Here is a 19,758-nt window from a genome sequence, read left to right as displayed (position 1 = left end):
GGGTGTGATTTCGCTTTCAGAGCGCAAAAGCACATTTTGCTATAAACTGACGATAGGGTTCGAACGCAGCCCCTGAGACGAGTATTGAATGTGAACACCACAAGTCCAAATCCTTCCATTACGCAGAAGCTGGGCGCGATCCTGTTTGCCGACGTCGTCGGGTATTCGCGCCTGATGAGCGAGAATGAGCTGGATACGTATAATGCTCTGAAATTATTGATTTCTCAGCTCGAAGAGACCTGCGCCGCGTTTCAGGGCCGGGTGGTCGAGGTGCGCGGAGACGGTATTCTGGCCCTGTTTGACACCGCCACCAGCGCGGTGGAGTTCGGAGTAGAACTGCATCGAATTGCCAGCCAGCACAACCAAGAGCGAACCGATGATCAGCGACTCAATTTCCGCGCCGGCGTTCATCTGGGCGAAATCCTGATCGATGATCGCGGTATCCATGGCGACAATGTCAATATCGCCGCCCGACTTCAGGAAATCGCGGAACCTGAAAGGGTCTATGTCAGCTCGGCCGTTTATGATCAGGTCTGCAACCGCCTGCGCTATGGGTATGAATTTCTTGGCCCCAAACAACTGAAGAACATCATGTCCCCCGTCTCGACCTACTGCGTGCGCAGTGAGGTTGCCGGGGCGACAATGGCCGGGACGATGCGACCTGAAATTCTTGGAGACGTGTTGGAACGTCCCGACACGCCCTCGGTCGCCATTTTGCCTTTCAGCAGCCAAAGCGGGGACGAGTCGGACAGCTGGATCGCCGAAGGGCTGACCGACGACATCATCATGAACCTGTCCAAATTCCGCAATCTGTTCGTGATCGCGCGGAATTCGTCTTTCTTCTTCAAGACACAGTCGATGCCACCGAAAGAGGCGGCGCAAAAGCTGAACGTACGCTATGTCGCCCGGGGCAGTGTGCGCCGGTCGGCAAGCCGCATCCGGATTACGGCGGAATTGATCGATGCCACAACCGAACGCACCATTTGGGGCGAGCGGTTTGATCGCAAGATCGACGATATCTTCGATATCCTGGACGAAGTGACCGAGTGCATCGTGGCCGCCACTGCGGTGATGATTGAATCGCACGAAAAGCGGCGCATGATTCAGGCGATCCCGTCTGACCTTGAGGCCTATGGGTCCGTGCTTCAGGGTCAGCACCATATTTTCAAGTATACACGGAACGACAACCGCAAGGCGCAAGATTTCTACCAGTCCGCGCTTGATCGGGACGAAAGCTATGCCCGTGCGGCGGCGGCGCTGTCACGGACCCTGAATATCGACTGGCGCTATTCCTGGAGCAAGGATCCCTCTACCGCGCTGGACCAAGCGCTGACCTTTGCACAACGCGCAATCGAACTGGATCCCACCGATGCGCGCGGGTTTGGCGAATTGGGCTATGTCCATCTGTATCGCAAGGAACATGATACGGCGTTGCAATCCTACCGCCGAGCTTTGGCACTGAATCCGAATGACGCTGACATGCATTCCGATTTCGCCGATGCGTTGGCGCATTCAGGAGACAATGAAACAGCAATCACTCATCTCCAACAGGCAATGCGGCTGAACCCATACTTTCCGGACCAGTACCTGTGGCATTTAGGGGGGGCGTATTACAACCTCCGCCGCTATGAGGACGTGATCCAAACAGTTAACAAAATGAACAACCCGACGGAAGGGCAACGAATGCTGGCTGCCAGCTATGCACAGCTTGGCCAAACCGACCTAGCCCGTCAGATCGCCGAAAAGCACAGGGCCGTTCACCCCAATTTCTCGCTTGAGCGATGGAAGGCTGTTCTTCCGGATCGATTGGAAGAAGATACTCAGCATTTTGTGGAAGGTCTAAAAAAAGCCGGGTTCTGATCAGATATGAAAAAGGGCGTGTGTTTGTCGCGCCCTAGTTTTCCACATCGCCGATTGGGATTAGTCGCCGCCGCGGGCTTTTGCACCGCTCACCTTAGCGCCACTGACCTTGGCACCCGAAACCTTCGCTCCGCTGACCTTGGCACCCGAAACCTTCGCTCCGCTGATCGCGGGGCTGTCGAACCCGAAATAAATGTCCAACAGAACCTGTTCGAACATACCTGACGTGACATCCATACGCATGGTCTGATCAGCCTTGTCGTAGTTCCAGTACATAATGTCGTTGGCCATCTGATAGTCAGCCGCCGCGACACCGCTTTTGGACGGATCGTTGGGCGCCCGAGAGGCAAGATTTCCCGGCAGATTGCCATCCGTGGCGCTTTTTCCTTTACCATGAACAAGGAAGATCGCGGGTTCGGGAAGGTCGTAATACGTACCTTCATAGGCGAACCCGTAAATCTTGGCGAACCTGGGTTCATCTTCGCCGTCCTTGGCAAACTGCTTGTCCAGCTGTTTGTTATTTCCTTGTCCGCGCTTGTCGGTGACGACGTATTTCATGTCATCAAGGACGCGTCCGAAAATCAACACTTCGGAAAAACTGAGCAAAGTTTCTGGCATAAACTCATCTCCTGATTGCAGGCTTGACGACATGGGACGCCTCGCCCCCCCTAACGAAGACCCGAAAAGTCACGAGTCAAAATGTTCCTAAAAATCACCTTTCGTTTGAATGCCACAAAACCATTTAAAAATAAAGGGTTTTAGGCGTCAGTCCGGCATCTGCGTGCGGACCGAATTTGAATGGCTGTCTTCTTCAGGATCAGGCAGGCGCGGTCCTGCGGTTGTCAATCCGATGTCACGCACACGGAAGTTGCCTTCGATAATATTGCGAAAAGCGCCACCGGTGATCTCTTGATCCACGGCCAGCAGAGCCTTTTCCACTCCGAAATAGCTGAGCATATCCGCATCCAGCATCTCCCACGCATCGGCCAAGTATGTGCCCAGATAGTCGCGCGCCTCAAGCAGGGCGATGCGAAAGCCTTCGGGGTTTTCGGCATATCGCTTGTCGAAAACACCCTGCATCACCCGGTTATAGTCGGGCGATCCTTCCAGCTGATCCGACAGGTTCTCCTCCTCGGCCGAGATCAGGCCGTGAACCAGCAAACGCTCATGATAGATATCGACGAAAATATCGAACATCGCACCGGTCAGGGGTTCGGACAGAGCATGCTCGCTGGACCACCCGGCGGTGAATTCCGACAAGGACCGGTCATTCGCCGCAAGCCGGATCTGCGCGTTTTCAGACAGCTCGGCAAATCGGCTGAGCCGGTTGAAGGTGTAGAGGTTCCCCCGCGTGTTCTCCAGCAAATCATCCACCACCGAACCGAAATGCAGCGACGCCAACAAAGCCACCAGATCGGCAGCGGATTCATGAAATCCGTAGTACTCACCCGAGGCATCACCATCTGTCGGCATCCCGATCACGCTGTAGATGATGGCATGTCCGATCTCATGCGCGACCACGTCGAAATTCAGGCTATAGGGCCGGTATTCATCCCCGTGCTCATGGGTGCCGCCAGTTTCCAGAAAGCCCCAACCGATATGCGCGTTGTCCAGACTGGGCAGCAGCGACAGTTCCAGCCGGTCGAAATCGCGGGCGAAATGCCACGGGATCGGGCGGTCGAAATAGCCCTGCCAGACATCCATGGTGAAATGAGCTGAGCCGAACAGATGTGCGGCCTCAAAAGAGGGGTTGCTGGGATCGATGTGGATGAAGTTGCCGAATTCATCCGGCATGGCAGGCGGCTGGACGTAACCGTCCCAAGGCGGCAGATACATGCCCGGCCCGTTCGGCCCCGGTACGATCGCACCATAAGGCGTGGTCTTACCCACCGGGTTGACCGTGTACATACGCGGCCCGGACGGCCCCGGTCCGATGCTGCCTTGTGGTGCAGAAATCTCGACCAGCTCCAGTGGAGCGTTGGGCTCCAGAAACGGAGACTGCGGGTACAGCAGAAACCGGGTACCGGGTTCTTCATCAATCTGTTCGGGTAAGTTCACAAAACGCCCTCCCGTGCGGTACTCGGTCAAGTCCGGTGGCCTCTTATTCTGCGGCTCCGGTGTCGGCACCCCTGTGGCAATACAAAAACTCGGCTTCTATCATCTCATAAAACGCATCCCGCCCGACCAGACCGAGCGTCACTGCGTAAGAGTCAAGGTCATCGGGCACCGGCTGGTCAAGACGAGATTCAAAATACCATATCAGCACCCGCAACCGATCCACACCGGACTGGCCCGTCGGAAGGGCCTGTTCCGCCTTTCTGGCAGCCCGGTTACGCAACTCGCTATACTGATCCGAGCGGCGCAGCTCCGACAGCATTTGATCGTCAAGCTGGCCCGCCCGCGACGCAGCGGCGGCTTCAATCCGGACGGCATCCGCCAGCATCGTTTCATAGCCCTCGGGGCTCAGATCATTCGCAGCGATCCACGCCATCAGGTCGGATCTTCGTGACAGGCCGACAGTGGCCCGATGGGCCTCCATTTGCCGAACCAGCTCGGCGCGTTCGGGTGGGCGATCCTGCCTCGTGGCCTCCTCGCGCGAAAACAGGGCCAGAATTGCTCGGTCCCGCACCTTTTCGTAAAGCTCGGGCTGCAGTCGCAATTCGTCGATCACACTACGGTCGGCGGCAATATCTCCGGCATCAACCCGTGCGCGCAACGCCTTCCACATTAAGGTGGGCTCGGTTCGTGCAATGTCTGAAGGGGGCAGGGGAGTTCCGGCCAGATGTTCCGACATGCGTGTCAGCATGACAACCGCATCCTGGGCCTTGGCGTCGATGCGACCCTTCGGCAACCAATCCGCGAATTCGCCAATACCCGGCAGGTTTCCAAGCGTGCCGAGAATGTCCGGCCAGATGCGATGACGGTAGTGCATCGCCTTGGCGCAGCGCAGCACCTCTGAGGCCGAGTCCGGCGGCAAAATTCCGGCGGTCCGGGCCTGCGCTACAGTCGCGCGGATTGACACCATCGGTTCGCTCAGCGGTTGGAAGCCCAGTTCGGCCGGACTGTGCAGCACTGCAACCTCGTCGTCATCCTGCAGCGTGCCGTTATAGTAGTCCTCGTAAATGCGCCCAACCCCGATCATTCCGAAATCAGCCAGCTCTGCCGCGCGCAAAGCGCCCATGCTGGCGCTGCCAAAAACCGGAATGCCCTGTTCGATCGCCCACAGGATTTCCTTGTGCCAGACCGAGGGCACACCTTCGAAAAACCCGTCGATGATACCGATGGCAGCCGGTTTTTCGCGCACAACGCGGTACACGTCACCCTGCCTGACGGGGGGCAGAATTTTGGCGTCCAAACGCTCCGAAACCGCCTCCGGCCCAAGGGTTGGACCGACAAAAATCACCGCCGTCATGTCAGACCATCCCTGATGCGCAGCGCCCGGGGACCGGGGATATAGTCCGGTTCGTCATGCGGTGCCTCAAGCCCGGGAATGACGGCCCGAACCACCGCAATGTCATATTCCGACCGCGACAGATCTACAGTCACCACCTGCGCGGCACCTATAGCGGCGAGCCGCTGCAATAAAAGGCCCAGATCCTCGTCAAAGGAGTTGGCTACATGAGTCGGGCAGTCGCAAAAACTCTGATCCGCCGCAGCGCCATCGATCAAATCGCGCACATACTGGCCGCGTTCCATTTTGGCCTGGTTGGTGAATTCCTCGGGGTCCAGATCATCCCGCGCGCCTGAGATATAGGTCAGCCGCGTCTGCGCCGCTTCGGTCAGGGCTCGGAGCAAGGCGATGGCACGATCCGGGTGGCATCCATCACCGATGCCGATATGACCGGGTTGCCCGCCACCTTCGCAGATCACGCAGCGAAAACTGGCGATGCCTACGTCCGAGGTCGTGTCCCACAGCCCGACCTCCAGCCCTGCGTCGGTGATCATCTTGATGGCTTGGCAACAACGCGGATCATCAATGCTGTCCGGATCAAGACGCGGTGTTCCCCGTTGGTGATGCCACAAGGTTGTGGCATCCCGCTCGATCAGCTCGCATATGGCGTGGCAGCTGGCCTCAGTCAGGTTGTTGCCCGAGGCCAGTCCATTGGTGGTGCGGGGAAAGGCGGCCTGACCACCGACCGGCGTGCTGGTATAGTCGGTATCGACCATCTCAAGCGGTACCCAGCACGGTTCATCCGCGGCCAGATCGTGCCCCTGAACCCACAGCATATTCCGATGCGGGTCAAAGTGCCCTCCGGTCACTCGCGGCAGGCCGGTCACGTCGACCACTGCGGTTTCCTCGGCCAATTCGGAATACCTGGCCAGACGTTGCGGTAGCTGAATCCGTTCAGCGTGCCAGGATTCAATCGCTTCCATTACGCCCGAGGCCTCGGCCGCCCGCAACGACAGCCCCTTGCCCAGCGACACCGCGACTGAGCGGGAATTTGGCCGGGCAACCATCACCGTGGGCAATCCGATCCGATCCAGCCCGGTCAGGTTCGCAATTCGGGTAATGCCCATGCTTTTCAGAAACGGCTTGACGATATGCAAGGTCTGCTCAGGGTCGCGCAGCCGATGCGTGTCCAGCACGTATTGTTTCTGCGATGCATCGGGCATGTTTCGGACCTTGCTAAAAAAGTGAACGCAATGAAAAATAACCCGCCGGGCCAGTCTGTTACGCCGCAGGATGCTGGATCGAGCCCTTTCGGTCAACCATTGTGGTGCGTCGGCTGGCTGAAGCCGAGGTGGGATATTTGCCGATACCACTCTCAGGCTTGCAGGATCACACTGAGATGAGGGGGATTGTTTGGCGTGTCCGGCCAGCCTTGCGGCTCAAGTGCCAAACCTGAGTGGTCCGTATAGGGTTGGTCAGACAAAGCTCAACGATCCATGTAATTCAGGTGCGTTCTGGAAGAAGCTTGCAAGCCTGGTTCGGTCGAAGAAAGCGCCAATCGACTCCCCGGCGGGAAATTAATACCGCCGCAGGCTTTCCTGAAATCCGTTGGTCTGAGATGCGGCAACTATGGTCGAACGGTTAACCTCCAACGACCCTGGGCGTACGGAAATCAAACTATGTGCCTTGAGCAGGCGCGGGATGGCCCATCGGGGTAAGGTCACCATCAACGGGCAGATATTGATCGGCGGCGATCTGAAAGTTCCGAACGGTTTTGTCTCCACAACCGTTCAAATTGAAATAACATTGCGGAATAAAATGCAGACCATGGCGATGTCCGAACGCGCCTCGATCTCCAATCGCAACGCCGGATTTGAAACGCGGTATCCGGCCGACACGTACAAATCTCCACCGAACCTCATATGTCCGTCGAGCCAATGCTGAGTCAGTGTCACTTTGGTCTTGGAGCATTGAACGACCTCCCAAAGCCGCATTGCAGCACATCCTGTCCACCATGCAGGCGTTGGTGGCCGCTTGGCTGTTAGTCGCGTTCTAACCTCCTAGAACGTTATGTCGACGGCAGCCTGAACGTATTCAATAGCAATGCCTACTGAAGCACACAGGATCTGGCTCGAGGTATTCTGATCTTGGTTGACAGTATTTTACATAACTTTGATTACACCTAAAGTCACTGTCCGTCATCGAATGTGTCGGAGTACGTAAATAATGGGACCGAATTATTGAGACTCGCCTCCCATTGAATTCAACACCTTAAGTTTTTTGCGCTTTTTTGAGTGTTTCGACGGCTCAAGCGCTTCAAGTCGACGTAAATCAGAAAGCCAAAGAGCCTCTTCGCAACCTGGAAACCGGCACAGTGTACCTTACTTGGGCTTGGTTGATCAGCAGAATACCCTGCCCAGCACTTGGCCCCAAGCAGACATCCAGCATTTGCTTCCACTGCTGCAGCAAATCCTAAGTCGTGCACGCGTCGATCCAAATTTCGCGCGCAATTGTGCTTCTCAATAGACCATCCCGGTCACAAATGCGGGACGCATAACACGCCCCGCATCTCTCTCTAACGGCCCCCAGCTTTTCCGGGAATGTTCATCCGTTTGGCCGCACGCGGTGGTGTCTTCATACGCAGATCGCGCGGCGGCTTGGCTTTGGCTTTCACTAACTTGGCGGATTTCGGTGTCTTCTCCACAGCAGGAAGGGTACGCCCGAGGGCGGTTTTTGGTGGTTCGATGGGCATGATGCACCTCATGGCAAAAGAAAGCTGAAGTCGCGCAGATGCACGACTGCGAACGCCCGCAAGGGGCTAGCGTCGATTGTCCATTGTCAGAGTCCTCCGCAGGAGTGTTTCAATGCGCAATCTGTCAATCGAGGTCAGAGCGCGGCGGGATCAGAAACTATGCTGGTCCATTGTTAGATTCTCCTTTGCGAATGGTAGGAAGGTCTCAAACTACGGAGCATCTGTCAAACCTGCTCAATGAACGGGTTCAACAGTTTTCAGACAGTCGGCTGCCGGCCCTTACCGTCCGGCTGGTCCGGCCCAAAGCTGCCGCCCGCACGGAGTTTATTTCTTCATTGCAGCTTCCCAGAAGCCGACATTGAAAAGCGCCGTTATATAGTTTGGCTATTCCGCGCGCCCCGTCCAACCAAGTGATCTCAGACGGTCCAATACTTCATTCGCCGCCGCCTCTTCCTTATGTAATCTCAGCAATACAGCCTCCACAGGGAACTGCGGCCAGCTTTCTTCAAGTAAAGCCAACAGACGTTTCCCTTCTTCCGATTGACCCATCGCCTGTCTCGTAGCTGCAAGGTAGATGATGCCCGGCGCTGACAACGGACCGCCGCCGGAATTACCCTCTTCGAACGCCGCTGCTGCCGCTTCGAAATCGCCGGTATGAAAATGCGCGGCACCAAGAATGTTCAAGTAAGCGAAGCGGTTGTTGGGACCGGTACGCCTACGTTCTCGGCTGCCTGCTTTAAGTCCAAGGTCAGGTTTGCCGGACAAGATGGCCACGACCCCATAGAAGTCCAGTACATTCCCGTCATTCGGAGCAAGTGATACGGCCCGTTCGGACAGGCGCAACGCTTCGTCATGGTCACCCGCAACAAAGCTCACCCAACCGGCGGCTGATTGCGACCAGGCATCGCTGGGCGCGTTTGCAAGTGCTTGCTCAGCCATCTGCTGAGCTTCAGCAAGGAATGCGTCGTGTTGCGGTCCGCTTAGCGACAACAGTGCCAGCGATGCAAGTGTTTGGGCCGCACCGGCATATGCTCCGGTCGCGTTCGGATCGGCGTCAATAGCTGTTCGAAAAAGCTCAGTCGTCAGCCGTTGACGCTCAAAGTCGAAAATCGGCCAGATCAACGCCCGCGCCTGATCCGTCAGATTGGCGGCTTCCAACGCGGCTGGGGACTGCTCCATTAACGCTTCGCGCTCAAGTCGCGTCTTGTCACTATTGGAAAGCGAACGAGGCTCCCGGGGCCACAAGACATCCCGGGGCCACAAGACATCCCGGGGCCACAAGACATAAAGTGCGGCAACTGCTATGCAAATCAGTGCGAGTATTGCTAACGGCAAAGTTCGGACACTGAAACTACTTCTACGAGGCCAGACCTCAGTCGAGGCCTGGGCGTCTAAGGTCTCGTCCGTTTTGATGCGCCGTTCGAAACGTGGTGCGTAGCCGCCTTTGTCGATGTGAATTCGAGTATCGTCAGCGGCGCCTTCGTCCTCGTAATAGTCTTCCAATAACCGCCGCAATCGTCCGGCCTCGACGCGCACAACATTAGCTGATGTCGGATCATCTGCATCGCGCTGGTAGACATGAAGCGCAATGGTCTTCGCCAAAAGGCTATCCTGTCGGCCCTGAATGGTTTCCTCGGCCACAAAACTCAAGAACTCCTTCAGTTTCGGTGAGGTCGAAAGCGTATGGCTGTCTGACACTCTGCGCACTGCAGCGCGCATTTCGGATTGCGTGAGAGAAGTCGCATTCACTTTTCCGCCAAATTGAGTGTCGTCAAATTCAGTCATTATTTGCAAAGCCTTATAGGCCAACCTCACCCCGCAACTTAGGGTAACTCACTTTCGCATTCAAAGCTAATGTCCACACTTAAGCCAGTAAAACACAACCAGAGCAACTGTCCGGTGAGCTATCTGAAACGCCAAGATCCAGAACTCTACGCGCGGTACTTGCAACTGCGACATGTCGATCCTCGTCTATGCGACGTGTTCGATGATCTGGAGTTTATGGCCCAAAATGTTGAGCGCGACCAACACGGAGGGTCCGTCGTCATGGCGGACATACTGGCCGAATTGGTCAGCGAGCTTCGGATCAGGGTAGCCAAATGCGAGACAGAGCGAAGTACGACAAAGGAGTGATACCAATGGCTGCGAAGTGTTTTGTTCTAAAAGCGACTGTGGTGGCTTTGCTCGCGTCTACAGGCAGTGCCGTTTCAGCGCAGGATGAAATTGTTCATGACGCGGAATTCACCCGGATGGAACAAGAATTCGGCGTGCAATGGGGTCTCGATGACGACGAAGTTGCTGCGAAACTGGCCGCGCTGGAAGAGCGCTTCGGTAAGAAGCCCAACATCGTCTACATCCTGGCTGACGACGTGGGCTACACCGAATTGGGAAGCTACGGTGGTGGCAAGATCCGCGGTGCCCCGACTAGCAACCTCGACCGCATGGCGGAGGAAGGCATGCGGTTTCTGTCATTTTACTCGGAAGTTGAGTGCTCACCATCTCGCGGTGCGGTGATGACCGGGCGACACCCGATCCGCAATGGTCTCTACAACATCACATTACCCGGCGAGGTCGGGCGCGGGTTACATGGCGAAGAAGTGACGATCGCCGAGATACTCTCGGAAGCGGGCTACTACACTGGCTTCTTCGGCAAGTGGCACATGGGTGAGGATGAAGAACATTTTCCGACCAATCAGGGGTTCGATGAAGCCGAATGGTCTGAGGGCAATCCGCCCTGGTGGGTCGCCAATTGGGAAGCCAGCGCCGATGAGGATGCAGGTGGTTTCAACAACAGGGGCATGATCAATTCTCCCGGTCCCGAAGGATTTCCTTACGACAACGGCGGCGTGATGCGTGCACATCGTGGTGAAGCGCCCGAAATGGTCTATCGCTACAGTCTGGAACGCTACAACACATACGATTCAGAAGTTGCCGATAACGTCATCGACTTCATTGAGCGTCGAGCGAACTTGGACCAACCGTTCTTCGTGAACTTCTGGGGCAAGGGAAATCACTTCTGGGGGGCGCATCCGGATTTTCGTGATACGCCGGCTCAATCCAACACTTCGGCCCAGATGGTTGAACATGACTACAATGTGGGACGTGTGATCAAAACACTCGTCGACCTGGGCATTGCTGAGAACACACTCGTCATCTGGAGCTCGGACAATGGCCCGATGTACACCGTACATCCGCATGGCGGCTACTCTTTGCTGCCAGGAACCAAGGGTGAGACTAGAGAAGGCGGCATTCGGGTCCCCGCCCTGGCTTGGTGGCCTGGCATGATCGAAGCCGGACAGGATCCATTGGATCTCGTGCAGATAACCGACTGGTTCATGACAATGGCGCGTTTGGCGGATGCGGAAGATTACATTCCCACGGATCGGGTCATCGATGGTGTAGATCAGAGCGGGCTCTTGCTTCTTGGAGAGGGTGCGGGTCGCCGGGACTACATATTTCATTACAATCGCGATCAGCTTGAAGCGGTGCGCAAGGATCAGGTCAAAATGAACCTGAAGCCGAACAACCCTGATTTTCATTTCTACGAGATGTTCAATATCTACCACGATCCGGCAGAACGCTTTCCCAACGAAATCCAGAATGGACTCTGGGCCGGACCGGGTCTCACCAAGATGATTCAGGATCATTTCGCGCTGATCCAGCAGTTTCCCCATAGAGTACTGCAGGGCTATTACCGGGATTTCGATCGGTCCTTCGATCCTGAACCGACGCCAGTCTATACCCCGCAGAAAACTGTGGATTGGTAGGTCGACTGGTTCACACATTGCTCTGACCGCGTGCGCGAAGATCACCAAGACACGCGGTCAGAACCTCTATTGTTCTGACTGATCTTTTTGAAAACGAGACTGCGACATGCGCCTACATTCAATTTTTGCCAGATTGATTATTTCTTAGACATTTGATGTTGTTTTCAAATCAGCAGTGCGCACAAATCTTCATTCACGAATTCGGTAGATCAACTTGACGAACGGCCCAAAGGAGACATCCAGTGCACCCCTCGGATGCAGCAGCTGCGCCCGCGTTCCTGCCGTTCGCTGCGCAAGCGAAATATGGGCTTTGGTGAACTCACGGTAAGCTGGCTTTGCCGTCTTTCGATCTGAAGCCTTCGCTAAAGCAGCATTTGCTCGCGGTCGCGGCATACTTGTTGTGTCGTCGCGGCAAGTGTCACCAATCAGGTCATTCGCAGCCGTTGTATTTGCGTTAACGGAAACCGTACCTTCGCCGCAGCTCGGTCGGACGAGCAAGACGCGGGATATGGCAAGCATTGAAACATTGATCCTTGCTTCGTGTTTGAACTGATTAGAAACGAGACGCCAAATTTGTGTCTTCTTGCTGTTAAGCTATTTTGACGAGCATAGTCTTGTTTTTCCGAAACGGGGCTTAACGCTACTGCCGAACCCGATAGCCGGAAGCAATGATCCGGTTAATGAGAACAGCGGCGGCATGGTGCATATCCTTTTCATCGTTATTGCCGACCGCTGCGTCGTGGGCAGCGGCTGCGTCACGGAGAACTCCCACAATCTCATGTTCGGGCAGGAGCTCACGATCTTTAATTGCAAGCAAAAGCGCTTCACAGATTGAGAGTGCGGCTATTCCTGAGTAGTCTTGCCGGTCGGCCATGGTTGACGTCCTTTTTGACAGGCGTCCAAGCAAGGAAGCGCCACGATGAATTTACCATTCTGGCATGGATTGCAGTATACTTAACTGATCGAAAGCAGTCTTTGCGTCGGATAGTTTTGCGGACGGCTCATTGATTAAGGAAGAACATTTTGCCCACTATCAATAACAGCCCGCTCACCCGAAAGCTCTCAAACTTCGTCGCTCTGACTGAAGTTGAACTTGCGGTATTGGCACGCCTGCACAGGCGTCGCAGAACCTTTGAAGCCGGACGTGACCTTGTGCATCAAGGGCAATCAGAGCAGGCTGCCTACATTCTGGCCTCGGGCTGGGTTTGTTCCTACAAAACCCAGACTGACGGGTCTCGTCAGATCGTCGATTTCCAAATACCGGGTGACTTTCTGGGCTTGCGAAGCGTTCTGCTGCACACCTCGGATCACAGCATAGAGCCTATCATGGAAGTCCAGGCTATTGAGGTAGTAGTGGATGATCTCCTGGAAGCATTTGCGCAGACGCCCCGGCTGGCGGCAGCAATTCTTTGGGCGGTCTCTCGAGATGAAGCGATGGTGGTTGAGCACCTGGTCAACATAGGACGGCGAGATGCGGGTGAGCGCATGGCGCATTTTCTTTTGGAACTTGGTGTGAGGCTGACTCAGGTCGGGATGGCAAACAAGACGGGATATGCCTGCCCACTGACACAATACCATCTTGCCGATGCGCTGGGACTGAGTGCTGTACATGTTAATCGTGTCCTGAGGCAACTGCGGGAGAAGGGGCTGGTTACTTTTCAATCCGGGCAAGTGGCATTTGATAATTATGACGGACTGGTGACGTTGGCCGGTTTTGACCCCGCTTATCTGGATCAGGTCGGGCCACTGTTGAAGCAATAGGTTCACCCCTTCTGCGATGCCGGGATTTTGACGAAAATTGCCTGGTTAGAGACGGAAGTCGCATCGGCAGATTTGGGATTTCACTGAAAAAGAAGCGCAAGATAAATGCAGTCCGATTATGGTACTGGATTTCCTGCGCTTCTTAATTACTCGTTAAGAACACGCCAGCAAATATCCCGCCAACACATGTCAAGTTGCCGGAATCCAATCATCATTGCACTGACGCAGGTTAGTCAATATTTGGCAGTACCTGATCCTCAGGCACCAAATGTATTTGAGATTCCAACAAAATCTCAGGTCATTGGCAGCAAACTAACATCGATCAGCGCGCGTCTGCCAATTGCACATTATTCTAAATTACAACGCCAGTACTACTGCGGCGCTTACGAGCGTATTCCGCAGCAGACTGCGCGGGGAAGATCCAACAAACTATATGGAGGACTAAGGTGAGCACGAGATCGTCCAGTTCCTTGGTGACGTTTTCAAATCCGTTCTCTTTGTCCGGCTACCCGGATGAACTTCCTGCAGGCGAGTATGAAGTAGTTGTTGAAGAAGAACTACTACAGGGCCTGAGTTTCGAAGCATATCGCAGAACCGGAACCTACCTGACAGTTCAGGGCAAAGGCAGCAAGCCAGGGTGCACGGAAATGCGCCCAATTGACCCAGAAGATTTTGAACTGGCGCTCAAGCACGATCAGACCTTGGCCACATCTAACAATGACAGCGATGCGGCGCTTTCTCCGCAGGAGGAATAGATTATGAACACGCCCGAATGGCTTAAACCCGGAATCTACGGTGCCCTGATCGGAGGGGTTTTCGTAGGCGTCGTTGGATTTTCTTGGGGTGGATGGATGACCGGTGGTAGCGCGGACAAGATGGCCAACGCCATGTCCCGCGACAATGTAATCGCTGCGTTGGTTCCGGTCTGCGTCGACATGGCGAGAACTGATGCCCAACGCGCCGAAAAAATAACGACAATCAAAGAGGCTTCTTCTTTCAAACGGAAGGATGCCGTCATGGAGGCAGGCTGGGCAACGGTACCGGGATCTCAAACTCCTAACAAAGATCTGGCACAGGCCTGTATCGAGGGGCTGAACCTGGATGGATCGTAACTCAATCACTCAACATTCGGACAACGCCGTTAGCACCAGGGCAAATCGAAAAAATCAGTACCGGTTTTGCGCTCACTTAATGACTGCGTTGTTTGTTGTCGTCTTCAGCAGTTTGGCGGGCTTCTTTATCTCATCAAGTCCCGCATCGGCCGAAACAAATTCGATCCCGGATAACGCGCATCCCAAAAAGTATGGCGACGGTTGGGAATGCGATTTGTCCTATCGGTTGGAAGGCGAAGCATGCGTGGCCATTGTAGTGCCGGAAAATGCCTACCCTACAAACAGAACCTATGGCTCAGGGTGGGCATGTCTGCACGGCTTTGTCGAAGTTGGCGGCACCTCATGCACTGAAGTAATTGTGCCTGAAGGTGGATATCTCGATCCATCAGGTGAGAGGTGGCGGTGCGTGCGTGGGTACACAAGAGTAGACGACAGCTGTCAGGAAATTGTCGTTCCAGATAATGCTTACCTGACGAACAGCACTTATGGATCTGCATGGCGTTGCAACCGTGGCTACGAAATCGACGGAGAAGCATGCGTGGTAGTAGCAGTGCCGGAAAACGCCTTTTTGAACGCATCAACCAGCGGGCGTCCGTGGACGTGCGAGCGTGGACATTTTGAGCGCGACGGAAGGTGCGATGCCGTCTTTGTGCCTGAAAATGCTTTCTACGATGACGCCATCCACGGAGTTGGATGGAAATGCGAACGTGGCTACGAGTCGTCAGGTGATCGCTGCAAAGCAATCGAGCTACCGGCAAATGCCCATATCGACCGATCCGGCAATGGATGGCAATGCCACAAAAACTATCATCAGTCAGAAGGGCTGTGTGTTCTGAATAAGTGAGGTTTTAGGCAGGGAACCCACTTTTCCAAACTTCACAATTTGTGCCCGTTCTTACCAAGGACGGCGCGTTTCACTCTCCCAAAAGGAAAAGATATGAAACCCGTACCCATTGCGTCGGATGCCAAGCAGTTCATTGCCAGCAATGCGCAAAAGCTGCCGCCTGAACAAGCAGTTTTTCCAGAGCTTCACCACAAGACACTTGTGACAGATACACCGACTGCAATTGTGTATTGCGAAGGAAACTTCGCAAAGATCGATGGCAAGACGGCTAATGGTCTCGTTCGACATTCACAGGCCTATCGCGTTCTTTCGGTGATCGACAGCACGTATGGCGGTTGTGACAGTGGCAAAGTGCTTGATAATGTCGCCAATCAGGTTCCCATCTTCAATGATTTTGATGCCGCTGTCGCTAATGAAGCTACGATCCCCGACACGTTTATTTACGGAATGGCGCCGGCCAGCGGCAGAATGTCCCCTGAGGATCGCGAAGTTGTTGTGGATGCGATAACGCTCGGAATGAACATCGTCAGTGGGTTGCATGAATTTCTTAGCGATGACAAGGAGCTCGCCGGATTTGCCAAAATTCACGATGTCACGATACGGGACATTCGCAAGCCGCGGCCTAATCGCGACCTGCGCCTGTTAGATGGCAGTGTTGGTGACGTCCAAGCGATCCGCATCGCGGTGTTCGGCACCGATTGTGCAATTGGAAAGCGTACAACCGCGACAATCCTGACAAGTGCTCTTAACGCGCATGGGATCAAAACAGTTTTGGTCGGCACCGGTCAGACAGGATTGATGCAGGGCGCCAAGTATGGTGTCGCGATGGATTCTGTACCGCCGCAGTTTTGTTGTGGCGAGCTTGAGCGCGCTGTTGTTGCGGCATCTGAAAGTGAGCGCCCCGATGTCATAGTGATCGAGGGTCAGGGCGCGCTCAGCCATCCGGCCTTTTGCACGTCAGCCTTCATTCTGCGAGGTAGTCAGCCTCATGCAGTTATTCTTCAACACGCGCCTAAACGAAAACGTCGATGTGATTTCCTCAACATGAATATGCCCGACCCTTGCGATGAAATCACCCTGATCGAGGCTTTTGCGAACACAGAGGTAATTGGCATGACGATCAACCATGAAGGAATGAATGATGTTGAGGTTTCAAAGGCCATCACAGACTACAACTGCAAATTGTATCTCCCGGTCACTGACGCATTGAACCGTCCTCCAAAAAACTTGGTGAATATGGTTCTTTCTGCCTTTCCGCGCTTGCAGCCCGTACCCGTAACGACGATTGAATGAGCAAGCTGCGTATCGACGTTGATCTGGACAAAATTCGGTACAACACACAGTTCCTCGTCGACCACCTTAGACCCCGCGGAATTACGGTGACAGGTGTGACAAAAGCCGTGTGCGGTCATCCTGAGATTGCGAATGCTATGCTCGTAGGTGGCGCGACAGGGCTGGCGGACGCGCGGATCAGCAATATCATGCGAATGCGCAATGCTGGAATCTCGGGCTACATATCCTTGATCCGAACGCCCATGTTGAGCCAGGTCGCGCAAGTCGTTGATAACTGCGATGTCAGCTTCAACACAGAGATGGACATTATCGCCAGCCTGGCCATCGAGGCGCTGGGGAAGAACATTACTCACAATATTATCTTGATGGTGGAAATGGGGGATATGCGGGATGGCATCTTGCCTGAACACCTTGAAAGCACTGTGTCTCAAATTCTTAGAATGGAAGGGATTTCTCTGAAGGGGATTGGCGCAAATTTTGCCTGTCTGGGTCATGTGGCACCCTCTGCAGGAGCAATGGAATTGCTTTCGTCGCTTGCCGCCGACACCGAACTTGCAAGTGGACCCGCTCTGGAAACAGTGTCAGGCGGCGGCTCTGCCAGTTTGCCATGGGCGCTTGGCAAGGGGGCGACCGGAAAGATCAACAACCTGCGTCTGGGTGAGGCCATCCTGCTGGGTACCGATCCCGTTTCGGGGTACGCGATCGACGGGCTTTACACAGATGTTTTTACGCTTTGGGCGGAAGTGATCGAAACGAAGACCAAATCAAATCCAAATCCCTTGCAAATGATTTATCCTATACCTTCAATGCAGTGTGTGACTTTAGACAGTCCTTCGAATACTCGGTCGATCCTTGCGATTGGACTCCAGGACACTGATGCGGCGGGTCTAATATTCCCTGCTGGCGTCACGTTCGTCGGAGCCACCAGTGATCATATCGTTGTTGAAAACACCAATTGTCTGCTTCGCCCTGGTGGCGAGGTGAAGCTGAAATTGAACTATAGTGCGCTCTCGCGCGGCATGGCTGCACCCGATGTAGCAAAAGTCTTCCATGGTGATGACACATTGGTTGACTGCACCGCAGCGAACACTGATCGCCCATATTCGAAGCGAAAGTAGCGCGCCAGGGTTGCCGACGCCTCGGTTCTGCTTCAGCCACCCGTCTTATTCTACGGCTTTACGTAGTAAATGAGGCACCCAATCCCTATATTGGATGTAGCCGCATTCACTTTTCACACCCCATCTGGGCTCGTGAGTGTTGCGGACAATCAAAGGATCAAAATGATGTCTTTCAAAGACCTGACGACCAGAGCGGCTGCCGCACTGAAGGAAAACGATGCGGACGCGTCAAAAAAAGAAATGACGTCGAAAGGGCAGGACACCGTCCCCAAAAAACCAAAGCCTAAACCTCAAAACTGATAATACCCTGCCGGGAGCGGGTGGCTTGTTCTTGTTTACATCTCCGAGCGAGCGGTATCAGCAAAGGAAAACTACCCAAATGAACCAACTAATCAGCAAGACAATCGCAGTCTTTTCCAGGCCGTTTACTTTACCTGGCTTTGACGAATTACTCCCGGCGGGCGAATACGACATAGAAACTGAGCTTTCCGCACCACCAGACTATTTGGATCCAGAAGCCTGGAAAGCATCAGTGCTAATCTTTCTGCATCCACGGAAATCTCACCCCGGTCTGGCGCGTACCTTGACCGTTTCTCTTACTGATTTGGAGAGAGCCCGCGCAAAGGATAAATTGTCTTCAAAGCAGTTGTCGCAGTTCTTGCTCGACCAACTTTTGGCCGATCCCATGGTGCAATTGATTATGGAAGCGGATGGCGTTTCAGAGACTCAACTTCGGCACCTCTACTCGGAGGCGCTCATCTCTGAGGCAGACGACAGATCATCAGATCAACGAGCCCTACCGCAAGGATGCGGAAACGGTTCTCGGTATACTTTCGCTGTCCAAGCTGCTGAGAACGAAGGAATGCCGGTTCGTCCTAATAAAACCCCTCGGATTACAGGCCGTCCCATCGGACAGTCTGAACCAGGCAGCTCCTTCAATCTCAAGGCTTAGGGCTCGGAACTTTCTTTTCCAGTCGCTGTATAAACCAAAACAGAAATCGAGGCTAAGAACTGATGGAAGACTCCGACAACGAAGCAGATACGATCATGGCTCGCGCCCAAAATGACGTGCCGCAAGATCGCCCGTGTCTTCGTTGCAGAACTCCATTCTGGAGCGAAGGGTTCGGAGAGCGGATTTGTCGACGCTGCAAGGGGTTGAACGCGTGGCGAAATGGCGTATCGGAAAGCCCTGGGTTTGCTCGGCGTCGCTGATGTACTGACATGTAGTGGTTCCGATGTGATCTGACAGTTGGCCGTTTTTCCTGTGGTGTATGCCAGATTAAGTTTGGTTCCGGATCTTTTGCTTCCTGATCTCTTTGCTCTCGATCATGGTCTGGAAGGGTATTCTTCTGCAACACATTTTGCCCTGATGAGTGTGCTCTTGGTTGTAATGGTGCAGCCATTCTTCCAGATCGGTTTGCAGCGAAATCTGCGCCGCGAGCGCACGCAAAACGATTATGCTATGTCCGAGTTGGACTCGGAGTTGCCATGCGGTCGTGCGGCGAGATGCTCGGTTTCAGGCCATTCTGAACGTCCGCTCTCACTGTCCTGGCACCATCTCATCGCACTGGCGGCGAATGGCCGGATCCCGCCGTCTGTTCAGAATCTAGCGATCTAACAGCAGAGTAGGTTCGGTTGCTTGCCCGCCCCTACCCTGCCCGCTTGATGCCACCAATTTTATGCTTCTGGTTTCAGTGATCCGCGCCCTGCCGGGTATCCCATAGACGCAGAATTTCTATCTGAGCGGGCATTACGCGATAGATTAGCGTGAAAGGGGTTCGCGGGGTGTTGTCACGTTAACTGTTGTTCGGTTGCTCATGCCCGTGATTGGACGTAGGTGACATCGATGAAGTCATCGTC

General features: G+C 54.4%; 20 protein-coding genes. 13 read left to right on the top strand and 7 right to left on the bottom strand.

What is annotated here, in order from left to right; all coding sequences use genetic code 11:
- Window positions 1-90 precede the first annotated feature (90 nt).
- A complete protein-coding gene (locus AC2FEE_RS24080; protein ID WP_496867978.1) occupies window positions 91-1,860 on the top strand; it encodes an adenylate/guanylate cyclase domain-containing protein in 1,770 nt (589 codons plus the stop codon).
- 60 nt (window positions 1,861-1,920) lie between these two features.
- On the opposite strand, the gene AC2FEE_RS24075 is transcribed toward AC2FEE_RS24080, so the two are convergent.
- The 4 genes from AC2FEE_RS24075 to AC2FEE_RS24060 all read right to left on the bottom strand — a co-directional run bounded on the left by AC2FEE_RS24075 (window position 1,921) and on the right by AC2FEE_RS24060 (window position 6,474).
- Window positions 1,921-2,478 (bottom strand): hypothetical protein, encoded by a 558-nt coding sequence (locus AC2FEE_RS24075; RefSeq protein ID WP_496867977.1) that lies wholly within the window; start codon window positions 2,476-2,478, stop codon window positions 1,921-1,923.
- A 147-nt stretch (window positions 2,479-2,625) separates the two neighbouring features.
- On the bottom strand, window positions 2,626-3,918 hold the full coding sequence (locus AC2FEE_RS24070) for a gluzincin family metallopeptidase (RefSeq protein ID WP_496867976.1): 1,293 nt from the start codon (window positions 3,916-3,918) through the stop codon (window positions 2,626-2,628).
- A 43-nt stretch (window positions 3,919-3,961) separates the two neighbouring features.
- A complete protein-coding gene (locus tag AC2FEE_RS24065) occupies window positions 3,962-5,272 on the bottom strand; it encodes a TfuA-like protein (RefSeq protein WP_496867975.1) in 1,311 nt (436 codons plus the stop codon).
- Window positions 5,269-6,474, bottom strand: coding sequence for a YcaO-like family protein (locus AC2FEE_RS24060; protein ID WP_496867974.1), 1,206 nt, complete (start codon window positions 6,472-6,474; stop codon window positions 5,269-5,271). The genes AC2FEE_RS24065 and AC2FEE_RS24060 overlap by 4 nt, the downstream gene beginning before the upstream one ends.
- A 406-nt stretch (window positions 6,475-6,880) precedes the next feature.
- On the opposite strand from AC2FEE_RS24060, the gene AC2FEE_RS24055 reads away from it, so the two are divergent.
- Window positions 6,881-7,195 (top strand): hypothetical protein, encoded by a 315-nt coding sequence (locus AC2FEE_RS24055; protein WP_496867973.1) that lies wholly within the window; start codon window positions 6,881-6,883, stop codon window positions 7,193-7,195.
- A 631-nt stretch (window positions 7,196-7,826) separates the two neighbouring features.
- On the opposite strand, the gene AC2FEE_RS24050 is transcribed toward AC2FEE_RS24055, so the two are convergent.
- Window positions 7,827-8,003, bottom strand: coding sequence for a hypothetical protein (locus AC2FEE_RS24050; protein ID WP_158506987.1), 177 nt, complete (start codon window positions 8,001-8,003; stop codon window positions 7,827-7,829).
- A gap of 384 nt (window positions 8,004-8,387) precedes the next feature.
- The gene (locus tag AC2FEE_RS24045; protein ID WP_496867972.1) at window positions 8,388-9,788 is read right to left on the bottom strand and encodes a tetratricopeptide repeat protein; all 1,401 of its coding nucleotides are present in this window, start codon (window positions 9,786-9,788) and stop codon (window positions 8,388-8,390) included.
- Window positions 9,789-10,141: 353 nt separating this feature from the next.
- Here AC2FEE_RS24045 and AC2FEE_RS24040 point away from each other — a divergent pair, with 353 nt between their 5' ends.
- Window positions 10,142-11,770: a sulfatase-like hydrolase/transferase gene (locus AC2FEE_RS24040; protein WP_496867971.1), complete on the top strand. Its 1,629-nt coding sequence runs from the start codon at window positions 10,142-10,144 to the stop codon at window positions 11,768-11,770.
- Window positions 11,771-12,410: 640 nt separating this feature from the next.
- Here AC2FEE_RS24040 and AC2FEE_RS24035 read toward each other — a convergent pair.
- Window positions 12,411-12,644, bottom strand: coding sequence for a hypothetical protein (locus AC2FEE_RS24035; protein WP_496852934.1), 234 nt, complete (start codon window positions 12,642-12,644; stop codon window positions 12,411-12,413).
- Between the two features lie 149 nt (window positions 12,645-12,793).
- Between AC2FEE_RS24035 and AC2FEE_RS24030 the strand changes: the two genes are divergently transcribed.
- The 10 genes from AC2FEE_RS24030 (at window position 12,794) to AC2FEE_RS23985 (ending at window position 19,516) form a co-directional block, all read left to right on the top strand.
- Window positions 12,794-13,531: a Crp/Fnr family transcriptional regulator gene (locus AC2FEE_RS24030; protein ID WP_496867970.1), complete on the top strand. Its 738-nt coding sequence runs from the start codon at window positions 12,794-12,796 to the stop codon at window positions 13,529-13,531.
- Between the two features lie 105 nt (window positions 13,532-13,636).
- Window positions 13,637-13,981: a hypothetical protein gene (locus tag AC2FEE_RS24025; protein WP_496867969.1), complete on the top strand. Its 345-nt coding sequence runs from the start codon at window positions 13,637-13,639 to the stop codon at window positions 13,979-13,981.
- Window positions 13,978-14,286 (top strand): hypothetical protein, encoded by a 309-nt coding sequence (locus AC2FEE_RS24020; protein WP_496867968.1) that lies wholly within the window; start codon window positions 13,978-13,980, stop codon window positions 14,284-14,286. Before AC2FEE_RS24025 ends, AC2FEE_RS24020 begins: the two co-directional genes overlap by 4 nt.
- A gap of 3 nt (window positions 14,287-14,289) precedes the next feature.
- Entirely contained in the window at window positions 14,290-14,643 is a 354-nt protein-coding gene (locus AC2FEE_RS24015; protein WP_480617371.1) for a hypothetical protein, read from the top strand.
- A gap of 79 nt (window positions 14,644-14,722) precedes the next feature.
- Entirely contained in the window at window positions 14,723-15,487 is a 765-nt protein-coding gene (locus AC2FEE_RS24010; protein WP_496867967.1) for a hypothetical protein, read from the top strand.
- 93 nt (window positions 15,488-15,580) lie between these two features.
- The gene (locus tag AC2FEE_RS24005) at window positions 15,581-16,780 is read left to right on the top strand and encodes an N-acetyltransferase DgcN family protein (protein WP_496867966.1); all 1,200 of its coding nucleotides are present in this window, start codon (window positions 15,581-15,583) and stop codon (window positions 16,778-16,780) included.
- Entirely contained in the window at window positions 16,777-17,898 is a 1,122-nt protein-coding gene (locus AC2FEE_RS24000) for an alanine/ornithine racemase family PLP-dependent enzyme (RefSeq protein ID WP_496867965.1), read from the top strand. Before AC2FEE_RS24005 ends, AC2FEE_RS24000 begins: the two co-directional genes overlap by 4 nt.
- A gap of 165 nt (window positions 17,899-18,063) precedes the next feature.
- Complete coding sequence (locus AC2FEE_RS23995; RefSeq protein WP_496867964.1) at window positions 18,064-18,198, top strand: hypothetical protein; 135 nt, start codon at window positions 18,064-18,066, stop codon at window positions 18,196-18,198.
- A 79-nt stretch (window positions 18,199-18,277) separates the two neighbouring features.
- Window positions 18,278-18,850, top strand: coding sequence for a hypothetical protein (locus AC2FEE_RS23990; protein ID WP_496867963.1), 573 nt, complete (start codon window positions 18,278-18,280; stop codon window positions 18,848-18,850).
- Between the two features lie 297 nt (window positions 18,851-19,147).
- Window positions 19,148-19,516, top strand: coding sequence for a hypothetical protein (locus AC2FEE_RS23985; RefSeq protein ID WP_496867962.1), 369 nt, complete (start codon window positions 19,148-19,150; stop codon window positions 19,514-19,516).
- The last annotated feature ends 242 nt before the right edge of the window (window positions 19,517-19,758 follow it).

Source organism: Ruegeria sp. YTSC199 (assembly GCF_059609725.1).
Note: the sequence above shows the minus strand (reverse complement) of the source record. Positions and strands in the feature narration are given on the sequence as shown.

What these genes read in the sequence shown, in the direction of transcription:
- AC2FEE_RS24025 (WP_496867969.1), top strand. Translation starts at nt 13,637, where the DNA reads ATGCAGTCCGATTATGGTACTGGATTTCCTGCGCTTCTTAATTACTCG.
- AC2FEE_RS24005 (WP_496867966.1), top strand. Translation starts at nt 15,581, where the DNA reads ATGAAACCCGTACCCATTGCGTCGGATGCCAAGCAGTTCATTGCCAGC.
- AC2FEE_RS24015 (WP_480617371.1), top strand. Translation starts at nt 14,290, where the DNA reads ATGAACACGCCCGAATGGCTTAAACCCGGAATCTACGGTGCCCTGATC.
- AC2FEE_RS24055 (WP_496867973.1), top strand. Translation starts at nt 6,881, where the DNA reads ATGGTCGAACGGTTAACCTCCAACGACCCTGGGCGTACGGAAATCAAA.
- AC2FEE_RS24010 (WP_496867967.1), top strand. Translation starts at nt 14,723, where the DNA reads ATGACTGCGTTGTTTGTTGTCGTCTTCAGCAGTTTGGCGGGCTTCTTT.
- AC2FEE_RS24075 (WP_496867977.1), bottom strand. Translation starts at nt 2,478, where the DNA reads ATGCCAGAAACTTTGCTCAGTTTTTCCGAAGTGTTGATTTTCGGACGC.
- AC2FEE_RS24065 (WP_496867975.1), bottom strand. Translation starts at nt 5,272, where the DNA reads ATGACGGCGGTGATTTTTGTCGGTCCAACCCTTGGGCCGGAGGCGGTT.
- AC2FEE_RS23990 (WP_496867963.1), top strand. Translation starts at nt 18,278, where the DNA reads ATGAACCAACTAATCAGCAAGACAATCGCAGTCTTTTCCAGGCCGTTT.
- AC2FEE_RS24035 (WP_496852934.1), bottom strand. Translation starts at nt 12,644, where the DNA reads ATGGCCGACCGGCAAGACTACTCAGGAATAGCCGCACTCTCAATCTGT.
- AC2FEE_RS24000 (WP_496867965.1), top strand. Translation starts at nt 16,777, where the DNA reads ATGAGCAAGCTGCGTATCGACGTTGATCTGGACAAAATTCGGTACAAC.
- AC2FEE_RS23995 (WP_496867964.1), top strand. Translation starts at nt 18,064, where the DNA reads ATGTCTTTCAAAGACCTGACGACCAGAGCGGCTGCCGCACTGAAGGAA.
- AC2FEE_RS24050 (WP_158506987.1), bottom strand. Translation starts at nt 8,003, where the DNA reads ATGCCCATCGAACCACCAAAAACCGCCCTCGGGCGTACCCTTCCTGCT.
- AC2FEE_RS24045 (WP_496867972.1), bottom strand. Translation starts at nt 9,788, where the DNA reads ATGACTGAATTTGACGACACTCAATTTGGCGGAAAAGTGAATGCGACT.
- AC2FEE_RS24040 (WP_496867971.1), top strand. Translation starts at nt 10,142, where the DNA reads ATGGCTGCGAAGTGTTTTGTTCTAAAAGCGACTGTGGTGGCTTTGCTC.
- AC2FEE_RS24060 (WP_496867974.1), bottom strand. Translation starts at nt 6,474, where the DNA reads ATGCCCGATGCATCGCAGAAACAATACGTGCTGGACACGCATCGGCTG.